The organism is Wolbachia endosymbiont of Drosophila bicornuta, from assembly GCF_028982105.1.
Taxonomy (GTDB): Bacteria; Pseudomonadota; Alphaproteobacteria; order Rickettsiales; family Anaplasmataceae; genus Wolbachia; species Wolbachia pipientis.
The window spans coordinates 1-14272 of the sequence record NZ_JAPQLF010000126.1 but is presented as its reverse complement, the minus strand read 5'-3'; the positions used below and the strand labels follow the sequence as shown (position 1 = coordinate 14272).

The window sequence follows — 14272 nt, the reverse complement described above, 5'->3', positions numbered from 1 at the left end:
AGACAAAGAATCCCCGAGTTAGCTAGTCTTTTACTATCTCTGTCGAGTATTGGCATTTTTTGATGTCTTGCAACGCTTTATAAGCGCGTTCAGCTTATTTAGATAAAAACCTAGATGTAGATGAAGTTTTGTAAAGACATACAGTANNNATATACTGCAAAAAATTGAACATAAGACGCCGATACATTAAGTAATCCTTACCTTTTAATCTGCAGATTGGCGAAAGCAAATACAACAGCTTCAGTTTCATGATAAGGGGGCTGGCGGAGGGTGTCAAGCAAGTTTTTTCGTTTCTATGTTGTCAGCTACTTGGATGACGCCAATCTGAGTTAACTACACCAACTCACATTCAGCAAAAAAGAAAGCTATCTCCTTACGAGCATTTTCTAGACTATCCGAGCCGTGGACTCTATTTTCACTAATATCATCAGCAAAATCACCCCTGATTGTGCCTTTATCTGCCTGCTTTGGATTGGTAGCTCCCATGATTTGTCTGTATTTACTTACTGCATTTTCACCAACTAAAACTTGAACTACCACAGAACCAGAGGTCATAAACTCTACTAATTCCCCAAAAAAAGGCCTATCTTTATGAATTTCATAAAACAGCTCTGCTTGTTTTTTTGTTAGTAACATCATTTTTTGTGCTGTGATTTTCAGCCCAGATTGTTCGATGTAGGAATTTATATTGCCTGTAATATTATTTTTTACTGCATCAGGTTTTAAGATTGAAAGTGTCTTCTCAATTGCCATATTATTTCCTTATATAGAATAGTACATTTATAGATTTATTTTATTACAAATTTTAATTTCATAGAAGTGATTTTTTATCTATAATTAAGGACAAATCATCAAGGAGGTATTGTATGCGTGAATGTTGTAAAAATAACACTACTAAACAAGCTGAATCTACTACTAAAAAATTAGTAAGTAACTTTAAGTCATCACTTTTTTGTGGAACAAAAGGATTTTTAACTTTTAATTTGGCCTTTTTAAGCTTTTTGGAATATAGCTTACATCATAATACAGAATTGAAAAAAGGTGCTGCTTTTGCAATGAAAAGAAACACTATTCCATTTCTTGAAATGACAATCATAGCACCGCTTGTTTGTTTTGCACTGCCAGCTATGCTAGGCAGTATGAGCCTCATGAAATGCGCACTTTTATGTGCTTCCTTAATGATTGCCACATGTTTTATTGTCAGAACTTTTCATCTGCGTGAGAAGTTAATGGAAAAAATCACTAACCATAGTAGAAAAGAAATAGACGCGGAATTTAAGAAAGATACTATAAAATTTCCTATCTTTGATCAAAATAGAAAACACACCGAGTATAATTCGCCTAACTCAGGGCGACTACTGGATGAAACAAGTAGCACCTCTCTTTTCGTTAAAGTTTTACTTTTTCCCCTCAAGGTTCTTCTGAATGTCCTGCAAAGTTGTATAATGCTATCTTTAGCTGCTGTTGAACTTCTTGAAACGGTACCAAGTCTTTTTGTCGATACATTTTTCGATTGGAACTTCACATCCACCAAGAGTAACCTGAAGAGATCAGGCCACTTATTGTATGCCAGTGTAAGAAATTTAGTGCCTATAACCAAATTTGATGAGTGTGTAGCTAATTTTATAGGCACCACAGAAGTAACTTGTTGTAGTAGTGCGTAGGTGAAAAAGGCAGTTATCTTATTTAATCTTGGCGCGCCTGATTCACTAAATGCGGTCCGTCCTTTTTTATTCAACCTTTTTTATGACAGGAGAATAATCAATCTACCGAATCCCTTTCGGTTTCTTTTAGCAAAGTTTATATCTGCGAAACGAGAAAATACTGCACGAAAAATATACGAGGAAATTGGAGGTAAATCGCCAATTCTAGAGAATACAAAAATGCAAGCTAATGCTTTAGAACTAAAATTAAACGAAAATAGAAACCATGTACACAAGGTATTCATCTGCATGCGCTATTGGCGTCCATTTGCTGACGAAGTTATTGAAAGTGTAAAACAGTTTGATCCTGACGAAGTAATTCTGCTGCCACTGTATCCACAATATTCAACTACCACAACTCTGTCATCCATCGAGAATTGGCAAAAAAATGCTAAACGTTACGGCCTAAAATGCAATACAAAAATGATTCACCGTTATTATGATAACCAAGATTTTATTGAAGCTCACACTAATCTGATAGCTAAGTACTATAAATTGGCTAGAAAAATCGGTAAACCAAGAGTCCTATTTTCAGCCCATAGCTTACCTCTTAGTATCATTAAAAAGGGCGACCCTTACGCTTCACAGGTAGAAAGAAGCGTAGAGTTAATAGTAGAAAAGTTAGCTATCAATAACTTAGATTGGTCAATATGTTATCAGAGTAAGATTGGTCCTGTAAAATGGCTAGAGCCAAGCACTGAAAGTGAGCTATTACGCGCAAAAGCTGATGGTGTACCTGTAGTTCTATCACCTATATCTTTTGTTTCTGAGCATTCAGAAACTCTAGTTGAACTTGATATAGAATATAAAGCAATTATCAATGATGGATATTACTTTCGTGTGCCAACTCTCAGTACCGATCCCTTGTTTATAAAATGCCTGGCCGATTTGTGCACAAATCTCCCTTAAAGTCCTCATTCATAGGGCTTTTCTTTTAGGATTTTATGTGATAGAATAACAGGAAGTTATTAACTATTTCATGCCAAACAAGCTAAAAAAGAAATCTAACATACTCGCACAAAGGGTGCATGATATTTATGATCATGATTTCAGGAAGGTAATCTGCATCACAACAGGTTTAACAGCCCTATTGTGTAAGATTTCACTGCAATTTTGCTGCGAGTTCATTGACAATAATAGATCCAATATCTTTCTTATACGGAATGTTGCTCGACTAGTAAAGTTTCCGACATCTATTCTATACACTGCCTATTCTGCATTTACTCTACAGGATCTAATTAAGGATTACAGAAACCCTGAGAGTAAAAAAGAGCTGGCAAAAATTGTGGGTAAATCGGCTAATCTTGCAAGCAGCACCATAGAAGCGCTAATGATGTTGAAAATCATCCATTTTTGCACTGGAAGCAATACAGACATAATAAGTTATATTAACTTAACCTCAACGATCCTATTTTTGTTCATTTCAGAACCTATAAGCTATTATTATACATGCAAGGAATATCTGGATAATAAGGATCCTGAAAAGTCTGCTGAGTGTAAGAAGGACCTTATTATTAGTACATTAACTTTGTCGTTAGGTTTATTAAACTTCATATTAAGAAGGATAGAGACTCCAACTATACCAATAAACTTAGGTAATGGTATAATCTATAATTTCAACTTAAGCGTAACAGTCAGCATAATATATAGTGCAGTATTTCTTGCAGTTCAGCTTGACAAATTGTTTCAACAACCTGTCAATGATGATCCTTCCACTGAACTTGATGATGTTCATAATATAAACGGTCATTCTAATGACAGCACTGTAGAGGTATAAGAATTAGGGATGAAAAGATTTTATTTCTACTGCCAACGCTAGTACTGCTAATTTGCTAACAATACTCCAAAGTGATAGAATTTTACCTTCTACAACCTGGCTAACATCATGAAACTCACAGTCAGTGGCATTCAAGCTAGAATATACATCTTTTCTGCTATTACATCGGTATAAGTAACATGTTGGAGTATCTCCTATATAGTATATTAGCGGTTCTGCAGAACTGCTTTTAAACATGTCAATGGTTGGTACACCTTCTTGTATAATAACGCTATTGATTGCTATTCCTTCTTTTATCTTTTTCATTTTATGACGCTTTTTTTTATTGAGGTTTAATATTTCCTCTCCACTTGTTGCTGTTATAATGCCCATCCCATATGTGCCATTGCTTGCTTTGATAAAAACGTAAGGTTGTGTTTTTATTTCATATTCCTCATATTTTTTTTGCACTAGAGATAATATTTGGTCAACTTTAGTTGCTACTGCTCCTAGTGACAAATCATCATCAAAATCAACTCCATCACAGCTCTCTGTAAGCACAGAAATTAGCCATGGGTCTATTTTAAATTTGCCACAAAACTCAGATGCTAATTCTTGATAGATTTCAAAATACTTAAATTTCTGCCTGCTATGCCAACCGTATAGTGGGCTTGGTACTATATCTTGCTTTACGTCTTTCAGCGTGTCTGGAATGTGGCTCGTCATATCACGGTTCAGTATAATAACATCAGGCACAAATCCTGAAGTTGTCTTTAGCAGAGAGTTTTCTTTCACAACAGTTTCATACTGTTCTATTAAATTGTATACTTCATTATATAAAAGGCCAATTCTAGTCTCAAAACCTGCGAGTTGTAGTATTTTCTCTATAACAAATACGTTTTCTATATACATTTCATTGCGTGTATAATTTTCCGGTATTATAAGAACCTTTTTGTATTGATGTCTTTTAAAATAGCTTTTTATCAATCTTGCTGCCATCGTTCTTGATTCTTCACTTAAGTTATTGAACCCCGCAGGAAATAAATTAGCGTCTACTGGAACGATTTTATAGCCAGAGTTTCTAAGATCTATAGAGCTATAAAATGGCAATGTAAGGCCGTTAAATTTTGCTCCGAACCAATTATTTATACTTTTTTCCAAATCTGGGTGAATTATGTTTTGCATCTACACTTTAAATGTTATAAGGAAGGTATTATATTATAAGCTATAATTAAACATATTTAGCAAATTTGACTAAAGATTAAAGTATAATGAGATTCTTATTTAAAGTGATAGAAAAATGATTCAACACGACAACAGTAAAATGTATGGCACTACTATATTATCAATTAGAAAGGGTGAAAGCGTAGTGGTAATAGGTGACGGACAAGTTTCACTGGGCCACACTGTTATAAAATCCGGAGCAAAAAAAGTTAGGCGTCTTTCTGGTGATTCTGTAATTGCCGGTTTTGCTGGAGCAACAGCCGATGCATTTACTCTCTTTGAAAGACTAGAATCTAAACTTGACAAGCACCCAGGGCAATTAATGAGGGCATGTGTTGAACTTGCAAAAGACTGGAGAATGGATAAATATCTAAGAAAATTAGAGGCTATGATGATTGTTGCAGATAAATCTATTTCATTAGTAATTACGGGAACAGGTGATGTTCTTGAACCTGAAGATGGAATTGCAGCTATTGGCTCTGGTGGAAATTTTGCTCTATCTGCAGCAAGAGCTTTAATTGACATTAAAGGAATATCAATAGAGGAAATTGCGAAAAAGGCTATGAAGATAGCTGCTGATATATGTGTTTATACAAATCATAATATAATTATTGAAAAAATAGAGGAGTGATATGTCTTCTGAACAAAAAACTTTGTGCACCAATTTTTCCAATCAGCCTATAACCCTTTCAGAAGGGCGGTCTTGTAGTAGTGACACCTACGATGAAAAAGATAACCTCTATAAAGATACTAAGAGTGGTTTTGATTCAAATGACAGCGATGTTCAAGTTAATGACAGCACTCAAGTTTTGTTAGATGACCTGCCACCACAGAAGATAGTTAAAGAATTGGACAGATTCATAATCGGACAGGATGATGCAAAGCGTGCTGTTGCTATTGCGCTCAGAAATCGTTGGCGTCGCAATCAGGTTCCATTTCCATTGCGTGATGAAATCATACCTAAGAATATATTGATGATCGGTCATACAGGGGTTGGTAAAACCGAAATAGCTCGTCGCTTAGCAAAACTTGCCGGTGCACCGTTCATAAAAATTGAGGCAACGAAGTTTACTGAAATAGGGTACGTTGGACGTGACGTTGATTCGATAATACGCGATTTAGTTGATGCAGCAATAGTTTTAGTTAAAGAGAAAGCCCGTAAAGCCTTAGCTAAAAAGGCTTTAATTTTAGCTGAGAAAACAATAGTAAACTCTATGGTAGGCGAAAATGCAACCGAAGAGAGTAAAAAAATTTTTAGGGAAAGGTTGAGGAATAAAGAGTTTGAGGACGGAGAAGTTTCTATTAACGTCAGAGAGAGCAAGAGTATGTTACCTACTTTCGATATACCAGGCATGCCAGGTGGGCAAGTTGGTGTGATGAATGTAACAGAAATAATGGGCAAGATGTTTAACGGGAGCAAAAAAACAAAAACTATTACGGTGAAGGTAAAAGAAGCGCGTGAAATATTAATTAATGAAGAAAGTGAAAGGCTAATGGATGAAGATAAGATAATCAAAGAAGCCATTGATCTTGTTAGTAATGACGGTATAGTATTTTTGGATGAAATAGACAAAATTGCAGCGCGTACAGAAGTAAAAGGTGAAGTAAACAGAGAAGGAGTGCAACGCGATCTGTTACCATTACTTGAAGGAACAACTGTTACAACTAAGTATGGCCATGTAAAAACAGACCATATATTATTTATTGCATCTGGTGCTTTTCATCAGTCTAAACCATCTGACCTCTTACCGGAATTGCAGGGCAGATTACCGATCAGGGTAGAACTTAAGGCACTTACTCAAGAGGGTTTAATAAGAATATTAAAGGAACCAGAATCTAGTTTGTTAAAGCAGTACATAGCTTTAATGAAAACAGAAAATGTGACACTTGAGTTCACTGATGATGGTATAAAAACCATAGCTGAAATAGCGTTTACAGTTAATAGGCAAGTGGAAAATATAGGCGCAAGAAGGCTTCACACTGTCATGGAGAAGCTTTTAGATGAAATAAGTTTCATTGCTTCTGAAAAAAATAGCGAAAAATTCATTATAGACAGCAAGTATGTAAAAGATAAACTTGAGTCAATTTCGAAGCAGCTTGATTTATCTAAGTTTATACTTTAGGAAAAACGAAAAGCCTACTTTAAGTAGTATAGAGAGTGTTCAGAAGATTAGCCAGTAGACCTAAAATTTCAGCTATATTCTTTAGGATGTTTTTCAACAGTAGAATGGTGTGCTGCGACCTCTTGCTTAACATCTAAGCTTAAGTCAATTATTGAGATATTTTCTTCATCATAATCTATGTCTTTTATTAACATATCGTCAGTAATAGTCAAAAGGTCAGGCGGAGAAAGAATAGTTCTTTTATTACCAGCTCTCATTCCCACAACTCCAAGCTCTATAGCAAGTGGTATTTTTTTATCGCCAACACTAAATTGCACTGTTTGATCTTTGACTATATATTCCCCATTATGCTCCTTTACGCTATATTTAACCGATATCTCATCACCGCACCTTACTTGTTTTCCAGTCTTGTTAATTAAGTCATTAAAAACCATCAGATTATTTACTGAGTCGGGATATTTATCCTTTACTTCGATCAGTTTGACGTAATAAGAATTAAAATTCATTTTGTTCTCATTGGCAATAGTAACTACACGCTCTCCGCCTTCTTTCATACCTATTACCCCTAAACTCACCTCTTTTAGGTCATCTTGACCTATTTTCAAAGTAACATCAGAAACTTTGCTAGGGAGTGTTGCTGAGTTATTATTAGAAATTTTATATATTTGCAATAGGACTTCCAGGCCACAAAAAGCCTTGCTGCCACTGCCTTCAGTAATTTCATAAAAATTTATTGAATCTTCTTCCTTTTGCTGCGTTATTTCTTCTAAATATTCTGTCAGCCCATGCTTTTCAATATAGCGGTCAAGTGCTGATTCAAGTATTGGCTTCACTAGGTAATGTGCTATCGTCTGTATCAAACCACCATGCGTGGCATTTATCTCATAAAGCTTGTCCTTTTTTTCCGGTTTACCTTTGTTTATATAGACAATAGTAAACACAAAAGCAGAAGTTAAAGTGAGAATCATTACTACGGAAATAAGCATTTGTAATATAATTTTTCTAACCATCTTTCTTTACTTGATTCAATAAATCATATAAATAATTAGTATCCCCTGAAAGCGCACTCAAATTATCCAAGCCTTGTTTAAAGAGGCCGTCTATATAGTCCTCTACTTCACTTTTACCAAGCACAGACATAAGATTATTTGTTTTATCTTGTTCGTAGTCTTCAATATCATCCTTAGCTTGAAAGATAAGCCCTAGATTTATTCCATAGTTATATAACGCTTTACGTTGCTTGTCTGTAGCACCCCCGATTATAGCACCTATTTCACATGAAGCTGCAAATAGTTTTGCGGTTTTCATCAAATGAATTTCTTTTATTTTATCAGCTTGGCCCGACGTCATTCCAGCGTCATACATACAGCCGTACGAATGTTGTAGTTTTAAGGTAGAAAGGGTGTCATGCAAGTAGCTGACACTGGAATCCATTTCATGTTCAGCTCCACTATCGCATGGCTTTTTGCACGAAATGCTTGTAGGCAAAGCCTTCTGGATCCCAGTGTCAGCTACTTGAATGACAGAGGGTTGTGGGCTAAAATCTATATGCTCACTGTTAATATCTAAAGCCTGTCCTCCCACCATTCCCCTAATTCCTATTGCCTGAGAAAGAACTTTTATGATCTCACAGCGTTTCTCATTTAACGAAGATAATACCTCAAAAGCCAGAGTAAGTAGTGCACCTCCGGCAAGCACTGCTGTTGCTTCATCAAATTTTTTATGGCAGCTTAGCTGGCTTCTGCGAGTATCACTGTTGTCCATGCAAGGTAAATCATCGTGAATTAGAGAGTAAGCATGAACAAATTCAATTGCTGCAGCAACTGATATTACTTTTTTAGCTTCCGCGTTAAACACTCGCGATGAAGCTACGACTAAAAAGGAGCGTATATGTTTTGCAGGAGCAAGGAGTATATAACGCATAGCTGATATAAGCTTATTCTCGCTATTTTCTGGTAAGAGTTTATTTACTTCTACAATAAGCAAATTTTTTGTTGTTTCGTCTAGCATTTTTGAATTGTTAATTATTTAGCACGTAACGCTAGCCAGCTAGGGCAGTAGAAAACTTTACTGTAGTTTACCAGTTATAAAAGATATTGCAAACATAAAAATTTTTTATAACATCAAAGAATAGGTTATTTTTTCGGTAAGAAATGTGAATAGCGAACTAGCAAAGAGCACTAGAGAAGACATAGAAGAAAAAGTGAAAAAGATTATACTAGAGCATATTAGTAAGGATGTAGAGAAATTCAACAGCTCTTCAAAGCTTTCGGAGCATGGTACAGACAGCTTAGATGCAGTTGAAATCATCATGGCAGCAGAAGAAGAGTTTGGAATAGAAATTCCAGATGAAGACGCACAAAAAATGGAAACTATGGAGCAAATAGTTGAGTACATTAATAATAAAAAAGGCTAATAGTTAGTGTTAAATGAGCAGAAGAGTAGTAGTCACTGGTGTTGGTTTAATCACTCCACTAGCGGCAGATGTTGACAACACTTGGTCAAGGCTAATAAAAAGTGAGTCTGGCATAAAAGCAATCAATACGGATAGATTTGACTCTTCTGATCTTGCTTGCAAAATTGCAGGGCAGGTGCCGTTGCAATCAGACAACATTGAGCACCATTTCAATCCACTAGATTATATTTCTGAGAAAGACTCAAAAAGGACAGATCGTTTTATCCATTACGGTATTGCAGCAGCTATTCAGGCAGTAGATGATTCATTAATTTTGGAAAGCCAAAATATCAATCGGGAACGTCTTGGTGTGACTATTGGCTCTGGTATAGGTGGTCTTCCGTCAATTCAGGAAAATGTTATTACCATGCAGGAAAAAGGGCCCAGACGTGTCAGTCCATTTTTTGTCCCTGCAAGTCTAATAAATTTGATATCTGGCCATATTTCTATTAAATACGAATTTACAGGTCCAAACGATTCAGCAGTAACCGCATGTGCAACAGGTGCGCATGCAATCATAAACTCAGCAAGAACTATAAAACTTGGTGAAGCGGATGTTATGATTGCAGGTGGAGCAGAAAGTGCACTGTGTAGAGTTGGAATTGCAGGTTTTGCATCTATGAAGGCGTTATCAACTAAATTTAACGATAAACCGGAAGAAGCTTCAAGGCCATGGGATGAAGAACGCGATGGTTTTGTTATGGGTGAAGGAGCAGGTATATTGGTGCTGGAGGAATACGAACATGCGAAAAAAAGGGGGGCAAAAATACATGCTGAACTGGTTGGGTACGGACTCACAGGAGATGCGCACCACATTACAGCACCACATCCAGAAGGAAGAGGCGCATTTAAGGCAATGCACCTTGCTTTAAAGAGCGCACAAATTAATCCCAATCAAGTAGGGTATATCAATGCACATGGAACTTCAACGCCACTTGGAGATAAAATTGAAGTAATAGCAATGAAACAGTTATTCGGTGACTACGTTTATAAAATACCTGTTTCTTCAACTAAATCTTCTATAGGACATTTACTTGGTGCTGCAGGGAGCGTTGAAGCAATATTCAGTATTCTTGCGTTAAATAATGGAATTATTCCGCCAACCTTAAATTTACACAAGCCTTCAGAAGGATGTGATTTAAATTTTGTACCGTTTAAAGCTCAGGAGCATAAAATTCAATATGCACTTTCTAATTCGTTTGGTTTTGGTGGCACTAATGCATCGCTCATATTTGGACAAGTTTAGTTGATGTCACCCCAGTGTCTTCCTCTTGTCATTCCAGTACCATCCTCTTGTCATGCAAGCAGCTCTCCTACTGTCATCCCAGCACGTGACACTGGGATGACAAACGGTTGTGAAAGGGAATACATATAAAAATTAAACTATCAATAGCAATTCAAAAAGAAAAAATATTCTATTCATCCCTGAAGAAGTATTTTATTGACAATTTATGAATAAAGATCAATAATGCAGAAAAGGAATTGATGGGCGTATGCATGAATTTAACCACTATTAATTGTACATTATTTTTTGTAATTACATATTTTTTGACGTGCATTATAGCTTGGTGCTTACCTTTCAAAGACATAACATTATTAACAACATTTGTTCCGGCTTCAGTTGCAATTTTGCTAACCATTTATAATAAACAGAAGGTAAGGGATCTTTTTAAACTTAGTTCGCCAAAAAACTGTCTATTAGGGTTTATACTTATTCTGGTAAGTATGCTAATTTCCAATGGTCTTTTGTCAATTTACTGCGGTTTTTCATTTTTCCGAGAGTCTTTTACGTTAGACCGTGTAAAGGATTTGAGTGCAGTTTTGAGTCCATTAGTGATGTTATTTGTTTTATTATCAACCTTTGTGATGTGGATCATTATGTCTCTTGGTGAAGAGATCGGTTGGCGTGGCTATCTTTTGAAAAATCTTAAAAGCAAAATATCAAATTTTTATATCAGAGCAATTATTGTCGGTATTATTTGGTCAGTATGGCACATACCAACTTATGTGGTTGCTGGCTCAGCTTTGTGGAAGGATGGCTTTACATTCCCGACTATTTGTGCTTATACCCTTTATATTTGTGCAATGTCTATAATGTTTACCTGGTTGTTTGAAAAAGACAACTCGATTTGGCCAGTAACTATTGCTCATGCAACAAATAATCTTGTGTATAGTGTTTTGAGCATTCTAATGCCGTCTCCTCCTCTGTCAACTTTCGATGCAGTAATTCGCCTTACATTAGGAGCAGCTGGTTATTTCATTGTTGCAATTGGTGTTATTTGGTTTGATAAAGCTCGAGAGCGTCATTTGAGTAATTCATAGTATAAAATTTCGGGGGCAATTCGCATCAGGTGTCATGCAGGTAGCATGACACTGGGATGATGAGGAAGAAAAAGCAAATTTTGCCTTTTACGGTCAATCTATTATACTTAGTAAGACTTCAATAAACTAATGAATTATACTTTATATCTAATTAAATGCACAAGATATTAATAAGAAATAACTACAAACCTTTGGTCGGAAAAATCAAGATTAATGGCTCAAAAAATGCTGTTTTACCAATAATGGCAGCAAGTCTATTAAGTAGCTCCCCGGTAATTTTGCATAATGTACCTGATTTAATTGATGTGCATCTAATGTCTAAGTTGCTTGAAAGTCTTGGAGCAGAAGTGAACTTTATGCACAATAAAAATTATAAAGCGAACCATACTTTGAAAATTGACTGCAGCAATATCAACAATCACGTGATGCCATATAAAACCGCAAGTAAGCTAAGAACTTCTTTTCTAATATTGGGTCCAATGCTTAGCAGATTTGGCAAAGCGAGAACAGCATTTCCTGGTGGATGCAACATTGGAAAGCGTCCCGTTGATATGCATATCAAAGCATTAGAAGAAATGGGAGCTAAAATTGAAATTGACGGCTATAATATAATTGCAACAGTGAAAGGAAAGCTACAAGGAAAAGAAATCACATTTGAGAAAATAAGTGTTGGCGCAACAGAAAATGTAATAATGGCAGCAACATTTGCAGAAGGAGTGACAACAATAAACAATGCTGCAACTGAGCCGGAAGTTCTTGATTTAATAGATTTTCTGAAGAAAATGGGTGCTGATATTGAAATTGATAATACAAAGGTCATAATAACAGGAGTTGAAGCACTAAATGGATGTGTTCATAAAATAATACCAGATCGCATAGAAGCAGGCACCTATGCACTAGCTGCTATAATAACCGGTGGTAAGTTGGAGTTGGAAGGAATAAATCTATCTGATATAAGGTGTATTACAAATGAGTTGGAGACTATAGGAGCTATGGTTGAACTGTATGATGGAGGCATTGTTATTTCCAGAAAAAATGGCTCTATTAAGTCTGCTAACGTTGCGACAGATCCATATCCCAATTTTCCCAGTGATATGCAACCACAACTGATGTCTCCAATGTGCATCGCTGATGGGATATCAGTAATTGAAGAGAACATTTTTGAAAACAGATTTACACATGCAGATGAATTGAGAAAGTTAGGTGCTAATATCAGCATCGAGAAAAGCAAAGCTACTATAAGTGGAATAAAAAGCTTATCTGGAGCTAATCTATATGCTACTGACTTAAGATCAACAGCAGCTTTGGTGCTTGCTTCTTTGGTAGCCGGTGGAGAAACTATAATAAACAATTCACATCATTTATGGAGAGGATATGAAGCAATGCATGAAAAACTCAATTCATGTGGAGCTGATATCTCCATTTCGTCTTGAGGATATTTTATGAATGAAGCAACCAAACGAACTATAGTAAAAGAAATAGATGCAATCTTATATGAAGAACATAAGGTATTAGATCATGGATTTATTCGAGTAGTGGATTATATGGGCTCTGATAGCGCTATAGTTCAAGCTGCTCGTGTTTCTTACGGCAAGGGAACAAAACAGATAAGTCAGGATGAAGCACTTATAAAGTATTTAATGAGACATCATCATACAACTCCATTTGAAATGTGTGAAATTAAGTTTCACGTGAAACTTCCAATTTTTGTTGCAAGGCAATGGATAAGGCATAGAACTGCAAATGTGAATGAATATTCAGCAAGGTATTCAATACTTGATAATGAATTTTATACACCTAAACCAGAACAAGTTGCAAAACAATCTGACAATAATAAACAAGGTAGCGGGGAAGCTTTTGATCCAGATACCTCAAAGGAAATAATAGATTCTCTAACAAATGACTCTAATTTAGTATATTCTCATTATGAAAAATTTATTGAGCAGGGGCTTGCAAGAGAAATTGCCAGAACTAACCTAATGCTTAATTACTACACGCAATTTTATTGGAAAATAGATCTGCATAATCTCCTTCATTTTTTGAAGCTTAGAGCTGATAAGCATGCCCAATATGAAATCAGAGTTTATGCAGAAGTTATGCTGGATATAATAAAAAAATGGGTTCCACTGGCCTACAATGCCTTTGTTGAATATTGCCTAGAATCAGCCTGTATTTCAAGAACTGGTCTAGAAATAATTCGCAAATTAATTAAAGGGGAAAACGTTACTAGAGAAGAAAGTAATATTGGTAAAAGAGAATGGGGGGAGCTGATGTCTATACTTGATAAACAATCTTAAAGATAAAGGCATACGTGTCAATCTCCTCTGTCAGTTATAGCTCTTTTTACAATAATCCGAACAGACCGTAATATGCTACTGGCCTGCTATAGCCATAAACACATATCTTATCGCATTCGGACTATTATAAGAAAGGCTATACATATTTACAATAACGATAAAGTTTCAACATTTAGCATAAAATACGACGTGCCAAATGATCCGAAATACAGTTTAAATATAACATTTACAAAGGTTAATGATAATAAACCAGGATTTTGGCAGAAATTTAAAAATATGTTTTAACTTGACCATTCACTGGTTTTTACTCAATCAACCAACAACAGTTATAGCTCTTTTTACAATAATCCGAACAGACCGTAATATGCTACTGGCCTGCTATAGCCATAAAC

16 protein-coding genes are annotated in these 14272 nt (G+C 35.7%); 11 read left to right on the top strand and 5 right to left on the bottom strand.

Features of this window, described 5'->3' with window-relative positions; genetic code table 11:
- Positions 1–333: 333 nt before the first annotated feature.
- The gene (gene ndk / locus OZD68_RS05205) at positions 334–753 is read right to left on the bottom strand and encodes a nucleoside-diphosphate kinase (RefSeq protein WP_182309846.1); all 420 of its coding nucleotides are present in this window, start codon (positions 751–753) and stop codon (positions 334–336) included.
- A gap of 113 nt (positions 754–866) precedes the next feature.
- Here ndk and OZD68_RS05200 point away from each other — a divergent pair, with 113 nt between their 5' ends.
- The 3 genes from OZD68_RS05200 to OZD68_RS05190 all read left to right on the top strand — a co-directional run bounded on the left by OZD68_RS05200 (position 867) and on the right by OZD68_RS05190 (position 3480).
- Positions 867–1664, top strand: a complete 798-nt coding sequence (locus OZD68_RS05200) for a hypothetical protein (RefSeq protein ID WP_182309845.1) — start codon at positions 867–869, stop codon at positions 1662–1664.
- Positions 1665–2612: a ferrochelatase gene (hemH, locus tag OZD68_RS05195; protein ID WP_182309844.1), complete on the top strand. Its 948-nt coding sequence runs from the start codon at positions 1665–1667 to the stop codon at positions 2610–2612.
- A 70-nt stretch (positions 2613–2682) separates the two neighbouring features.
- Positions 2683–3480 (top strand): hypothetical protein, encoded by a 798-nt coding sequence (locus tag OZD68_RS05190; RefSeq protein ID WP_182309843.1) that lies wholly within the window; start codon positions 2683–2685, stop codon positions 3478–3480.
- A 3-nt stretch (positions 3481–3483) separates the two neighbouring features.
- Here the strand turns inward: OZD68_RS05190 and gshA are convergent, their stop codons facing one another.
- Positions 3484–4644, bottom strand: coding sequence for a glutamate--cysteine ligase (gene gshA / locus OZD68_RS05185; RefSeq protein WP_182309842.1), 1161 nt, complete (start codon positions 4642–4644; stop codon positions 3484–3486).
- A 115-nt stretch (positions 4645–4759) separates the two neighbouring features.
- Here gshA and hslV point away from each other — a divergent pair, with 115 nt between their 5' ends.
- Positions 4760–5314, top strand: a complete 555-nt coding sequence (hslV, locus tag OZD68_RS05180) for an ATP-dependent protease subunit HslV (RefSeq protein ID WP_182309841.1) — start codon at positions 4760–4762, stop codon at positions 5312–5314.
- Position 5315: 1 nt separating this feature from the next.
- On the top strand, positions 5316–6806 hold the full coding sequence (gene hslU / locus OZD68_RS05175; RefSeq protein ID WP_182309840.1) for an ATP-dependent protease ATPase subunit HslU: 1491 nt from the start codon (positions 5316–5318) through the stop codon (positions 6804–6806).
- A gap of 68 nt (positions 6807–6874) precedes the next feature.
- Here the strand turns inward: hslU and OZD68_RS05170 are convergent, their stop codons facing one another.
- Together OZD68_RS05170 and OZD68_RS05165 are read right to left on the bottom strand one after the other, a co-directional pair.
- Positions 6875–7816 (bottom strand): FKBP-type peptidyl-prolyl cis-trans isomerase, encoded by a 942-nt coding sequence (locus OZD68_RS05170; protein WP_182309839.1) that lies wholly within the window; start codon positions 7814–7816, stop codon positions 6875–6877.
- On the bottom strand, positions 7809–8816 hold the full coding sequence (locus tag OZD68_RS05165) for a polyprenyl synthetase family protein (protein WP_182309838.1): 1008 nt from the start codon (positions 8814–8816) through the stop codon (positions 7809–7811). Before OZD68_RS05165 ends, OZD68_RS05170 begins: the two co-directional genes overlap by 8 nt.
- Positions 8817–8961: 145 nt before the next feature.
- Between OZD68_RS05165 and acpP the strand changes: the two genes are divergently transcribed.
- Together acpP and fabF are read left to right on the top strand one after the other, a co-directional pair.
- A complete protein-coding gene (acpP, locus tag OZD68_RS05160; RefSeq protein WP_006279836.1) occupies positions 8962–9222 on the top strand; it encodes an acyl carrier protein in 261 nt (86 codons plus the stop codon).
- A 13-nt stretch (positions 9223–9235) separates the two neighbouring features.
- The gene (fabF, locus tag OZD68_RS05155) at positions 9236–10507 is read left to right on the top strand and encodes a beta-ketoacyl-ACP synthase II (RefSeq protein WP_182309837.1); all 1272 of its coding nucleotides are present in this window, start codon (positions 9236–9238) and stop codon (positions 10505–10507) included.
- 169 nt (positions 10508–10676) lie between these two features.
- Here the strand turns inward: fabF and OZD68_RS05150 are convergent, their stop codons facing one another.
- Positions 10677–10901, bottom strand: a complete 225-nt coding sequence (locus tag OZD68_RS05150; RefSeq protein WP_265024127.1) for a hypothetical protein — start codon at positions 10899–10901, stop codon at positions 10677–10679.
- On the opposite strand from OZD68_RS05150, the gene OZD68_RS05145 reads away from it, so the two are divergent.
- From OZD68_RS05145 to OZD68_RS05130, 4 genes are all read left to right on the top strand, one after another.
- Positions 10810–11583 (top strand): CPBP family intramembrane glutamic endopeptidase, encoded by a 774-nt coding sequence (locus tag OZD68_RS05145; RefSeq protein WP_416635899.1) that lies wholly within the window; start codon positions 10810–10812, stop codon positions 11581–11583. The two genes, OZD68_RS05150 and OZD68_RS05145, sit on opposite strands and share 92 nt — an antisense overlap.
- Positions 11584–11738: 155 nt before the next feature.
- A complete protein-coding gene (murA, locus tag OZD68_RS05140) occupies positions 11739–13016 on the top strand; it encodes a UDP-N-acetylglucosamine 1-carboxyvinyltransferase (RefSeq protein WP_182309835.1) in 1278 nt (425 codons plus the stop codon).
- A gap of 9 nt (positions 13017–13025) precedes the next feature.
- The gene (gene thyX / locus OZD68_RS05135; RefSeq protein WP_015589436.1) at positions 13026–13880 is read left to right on the top strand and encodes an FAD-dependent thymidylate synthase; all 855 of its coding nucleotides are present in this window, start codon (positions 13026–13028) and stop codon (positions 13878–13880) included.
- Between the two features lie 72 nt (positions 13881–13952).
- Entirely contained in the window at positions 13953–14165 is a 213-nt protein-coding gene (locus tag OZD68_RS05130; RefSeq protein ID WP_275009178.1) for a hypothetical protein, read from the top strand.
- The last annotated feature ends 107 nt before the right edge of the window (positions 14166–14272 follow it).